At 54.5% G+C, this 4,380-nt stretch carries 3 protein-coding genes; all 3 read right to left on the minus strand.

Translation table 11 applies throughout. The annotated features are described in order from the left end of the window. Positions 1-52: 52 nt before the first annotated feature. The 3 genes from NW843_RS01450 to NW843_RS01460 all read right to left on the minus strand — a co-directional run bounded on the left by NW843_RS01450 (position 53) and on the right by NW843_RS01460 (position 4,272). Complete coding sequence (locus NW843_RS01450; RefSeq protein WP_414342382.1) at positions 53-703, minus strand: Rho termination factor; 651 nt, start codon at positions 701-703, stop codon at positions 53-55. Next, the gene (locus NW843_RS01455) at positions 696-1,979 is read right to left on the minus strand and encodes an AAA family ATPase (RefSeq protein ID WP_414521896.1); all 1,284 of its coding nucleotides are present in this window, start codon (positions 1,977-1,979) and stop codon (positions 696-698) included. The genes NW843_RS01450 and NW843_RS01455 overlap by 8 nt, the downstream gene beginning before the upstream one ends. An 85-nt stretch (positions 1,980-2,064) precedes the next feature. Further along, positions 2,065-4,272: a phosphoketolase gene (locus NW843_RS01460; protein ID WP_414521897.1), complete on the minus strand. Its 2,208-nt coding sequence runs from the start codon at positions 4,270-4,272 to the stop codon at positions 2,065-2,067. Positions 4,273-4,380: the final 108 nt, after the last annotated feature.

A 4,380-nucleotide genomic window follows, 5' to 3' on the forward strand; every position in this document is an offset into this window, starting at 1 on the left:
CAGGGCTACCGAAAGCCCGCCCTGTACTGCGAAGCAGTCAGGGTTGGGTAGTTTACCTCTCTCCCTCTGTTTTTTTCCGCGAGCGAGTTGAGGTCGCTTTCTTCGCGCCAGCGGATGCCGCAGATCTCTTGGATGATTTCTTCAGAGTAGGGGGCAACGCTGTAGGAGTTACGAAAAATACTTCCGATAGGGCATCCAGTTTTTTGCCTCGCGTAATTTTGCACCCAAGCTTGGTTATGGGGGTTAAGTCCTGCCACCAACTTCTATCCGCCTCTGCAATCCGGGCAGCTGCAATGGTTACATCGACTCCCTTGAGGGGACTGCTGGGTCGCTCGGCTAGGTATCTTAGCGCAGCCAAGATAGTCTCTCTCGATGTATTGGTCAAATTTACCTTCGGAACAATTTCTTTGGCGAGAATCTGGGCCTGCTTAACCTGCTCTGGATCAGGATCGACAACGATACACCATAGCCTTTCCAGTCCCGCTTCTTGAGCAACTGCATAGACAAAATGGTTACCAATGGCTTTGTACTGATAGTCGCCAGCCTCGACCACCAGCAGAGGAACCCAGTTGTGTCCTCCTGTCGCCCTTAGCTGATCTGCGGCTGCGGCAACAAGGAAGGAGGGAGCAGAAAACCCATCGGCGGGCGTAATGCTCTCAAGGGGTAAGTTAACCAACCTACCTAGATCTGAAAACTCACTCATCGATAAAGTACTCACGGGCAAGACTCTGGTAGTATTCTAAAACTCTCCTGTGAAAGACGGCAGGCCTTCGAGCAAAGCTTGCAGAGGATATCACTGCATAGTCAGGTATCCTAAAAATGCTTTTGTCTTCATTACCTTTCTTAAAATGCGGCCAGAAATATGGACGTAGATCTACACTTTTCTCCTGGTCGATAAGCTTACCTATCTCTTCGTTAGCTAGTCTAATAGTGTATTCACTTCCCGAAGAAACGCCGTTGAAAAAGATAGGCAAAGTCCTGGGGCCGCCATCCTGTCGTGACTTAGCAGTTTCTGGAACAAAGCTGGTGATTACTCTAGCAGCATTATTCAGGGAAGACAGATCGTCGGGGCGGGTAGGTATCAAAATAACATCGGCAGCAAAAACACCACTTTGGCTGAAGTAAAGCCATTGAGTTGGGCAGTCGATTAGGATGTAATCATACTCATTGCGAAGAGGGGCAATCAGATCTCGAAGGCGTCGGGTTCCCTTTTGGATATATGCTAGCGACTGGCTGTCGGTCAACGTCTCCAGCTCAGGGTCTCTTGGGATAATGTCGAAGATGGAAAATCCCTTGAGTTTATATGTTTGGACAATGGCATGGACGTCTATTTTGGGATCCTTTAAACATTGCGTCAGTGTAATTTTTCCAGGAGTGGCTTCCAAACTTCTTGTCAGATCACCCTGAGAATCAAAGTCAACAACTAAGACCTTTTTTTTCTTGGTTGCTAGTGTTGCCGCAAGGTTAATGACCGTCGTTGTTTTGCCTACGCCCCCTTTATTGTTATACACGCATACAGTCAGAGCGCGCTCATAGTTTTCTATCTTGTCTCGCAAGTTACGCACTATGCTCTCAATGTTATCTGAGCTAATATCAAGGTTTGCTGTAGCGGGGTGAACGACTTTTCCGTGCTTCCTCCAAAGCTGGATGTTATTTGCATTGGTGATAATTCCCCATTTTGCAGATTTGCAGTTCTTGGCAAGCAAGTAACTTTCTATCTGACAAACTGCATCTCTATAGCAAGATCCTTCTCTGAGATTAACTGCTCTAGATTTTGCCTCCAAAAGCAAGTAGGGATTCTTCGGGGATCTAAAGAAAGTATCTTCAGGATCTCCGTTCTTTCTTGCTGCGAGATCGACCTGGCCGCAACCTGTCTCGAATTCTTCTCTAATTTCCGACTCGTCAAAGCCAAGCGCCTGCAGGAGAGGAGAAGCAAAGTGTTGGACAACAACTCGCTCTACCCTCTCGGTGGGAGACATCCTCTCAAGCTTCTCTCGGAGATATCTAGCCGCAGTCATAGGAAAAAATAAGGTGGACAATGCTAACCAAGCTAAAAGCTCGCCCTCAGCATAGCAGTTGCTTGGCTCGTTCTGACAGTGCCTGAGCTGTCAGGCCGTTGTAGTCCATCAATTCGGCGGGGGTGGCGGTGGTTTCGCCGCGTTTCCAAGCGAAGAAATCCCGCGGGCCGGCATAGCGCAACATCAAGGGTTCGAGCATCAGGCTAGATCCGCCTGTTACGCCGATGAGGGCCTCGCCGGCAAACCAAGCGGCAAATTCTTGGTCGGACATGAATTCCCCATCTGGCTGAGCACAGGTGGACCAAGCCACGTCGCCGGGGCGATACAGACGGCGGGGGTTAATCACCGAGACGATTTTGCAGCCGATCCCTTGGGCTTGGAGCTGTTCAGCCGCCTCGAACACGGGCAGGAGAACCATATCCCCCACCACGGCAAAGACGACGGTTCGGGATCCGGGAAACTCCTGAAGGACGATGCAGCCCTGCTCTACTGCTTGGCGAGCTTGTTCGAGGGTGGTGCGGATGGGCAGGGGGGTTTTGCTGGCGATGATAGGGATCCCTTTGTTGTGGGTGGATAAGGCCCATTCGTAGGCAGCTTGGGCACAGTTGGCATCCGGCGGGAAGAGGGGGAAGACGTTGCCGTTGCGCATCATGGCCGCCAGGTAGGCTTCAATTTCCGGGCGTTGGTGGGTCCAGCCGTTACGCCCCTGTTCCAGAGCGCCGGCAGTGAAGAGGGCAATGGCCGAGGGGGTGGGTCGGCGTAGCTCTGCCATGGCTTGGGTTACTGTCTGCCAGATGGGTAGGCCGTTGACGGCAAAGGACTCGTAGGAGCACCACAGGGAGCGTCCGCCGAAGAGGGCTAGGCCCGCCGTTAGCCCCGCGCAGGCATCTTCGCTCAGGGGCTCATAGACTTGTCCTTGGGGCTGTTGGTTGTATAAGGGATCCACCGTGGGGTGAATCACCTTGAGACCTTGGTTCACATTGGCAATGCCGGAAGCTTCGTTGCCGTCGGCATTGGCCACCAAAAAGTCGGGATCTTTCTGCCCCACCTGCACCACGAGGGATCCGATGGCCGTGGTGGAAACCTGCTTGTCCCCTAGGGGAAACTCCGTTAGGTTTAGGGATCCCAAAGGCGGCAAAGGCCGAACGAACTCTGTAACCGCCACCTTGGCGGCTGGCCCCCCGGCTGCCCGTTGGCAGTTTTGTCGCACCAGGGCCCAAGCTGCCGGATGTAAGGCCCGCGCCCGCAGAGCCGCCACAATGTCCGGGTGATCCAGAGTGTGGTGGCCGTAGAGGTTGTGGGACTTGGATCCCTTGGCATGTACCCCAGCCCCCTTCAGTTGCTTGAGGATGAAAACCGTTAATTGTCCGCTCAGGGCTGATTGGATGGCTCGCTCCATTTCGATCAGCACCCTTTGGGCAAAGGCAAGGCGGGCTTCTAGGGAAAACTGAGTGCTGTCGACGTAAGGGCCAGGCTGTTGGGCATCGTCGAAGTCTTTGGCGTCCACCAGAATCACTTTCTCAAAGCCGTTGCCCCGCCAATACTCGATCATCTGGGCGTTGCTGGCGGTGGAGATCATGCTGTGGTGCTCTTGGCTGTAGCCGTTCCAGACCAGCACCGGCAGGAAGTTGGTGCGCTGCGGGAAAGCCGTGTGAAAGTGAATCATGGAGCTCATCACATAGGGCTCTCCCAGGCCGCCATCCCCAATCGTGACCGGGAAGAGGCGATCCGGGTAGAGTAATGCCCCCGCCATGGCAAAGTGCTGCCCCTGCCCCAGCGGCCCAGCCGGCGCCAGCAGTCCGGGAATGTAGCCAGAGAGGTGACCCAGCAGCCCTTCCCGTTCCCGGAAGCGAGCCTGGAGGTCGGAGACGGTGTGGATGCCCATCTCGGCCAGGGATCCATCCAAGAACATGGCCGCGTAAAAGCCCGGCGCGTGGTGCCCGACTTCGGTGGGGATGTTCTTCTGGCCCAGGTACACCAGAGCTGCATAGGCTTCTGCTTGGCTGGCAAATCCGCCCGGATGGCCTGAGGCTTTGCTGGCGGTCATTTGCAGGGTGAGGTAGCGCAAGGCATCGGCATAGAGCAAGGTTTGGTAGGCGGCCATTCGACTGCCGGGATCCCTCAGTTTCCCGGTGCCGGCATCCACTGCGGGCGCCTGACCCAGGCGGTCAAATTCCGGCCAGGGATCCCCGAAGTACTGGATCCCTTCGCAAAAGGCGGGGACTTGGGCAGTTGCCTCCTGAGCCAGTGTCATCGGTTCAGCCTCACGCTTGTTGGGTTATTCACACTCACTGTAAACCCGATAACGCTTTTTGGATGTTGTAAACTACCCGACCCTGACTGCTTCGCAGTACAGGGCGGG

It is taken from the genome of Synechococcus sp. R5-12 (genome assembly GCF_047502655.1).
Taxonomy (GTDB): Bacteria; Cyanobacteriota; Cyanobacteriia; order Thermostichales; family Thermostichaceae; genus Thermostichus.

Coding starts and splice junctions, on each gene's coding strand:
- NW843_RS01455 (WP_414521896.1), bottom strand. CDS start 1,979: ATGTCTCCCACCGAGAGGGTAGAGCGAGTTGTTGTCCAACACTTTGCT.
- NW843_RS01450 (WP_414342382.1), bottom strand. CDS start 703: ATGAGTGAGTTTTCAGATCTAGGTAGGTTGGTTAACTTACCCCTTGAG.
- NW843_RS01460 (WP_414521897.1), bottom strand. CDS start 4,272: ATGACACTGGCTCAGGAGGCAACTGCCCAAGTCCCCGCCTTTTGCGAA.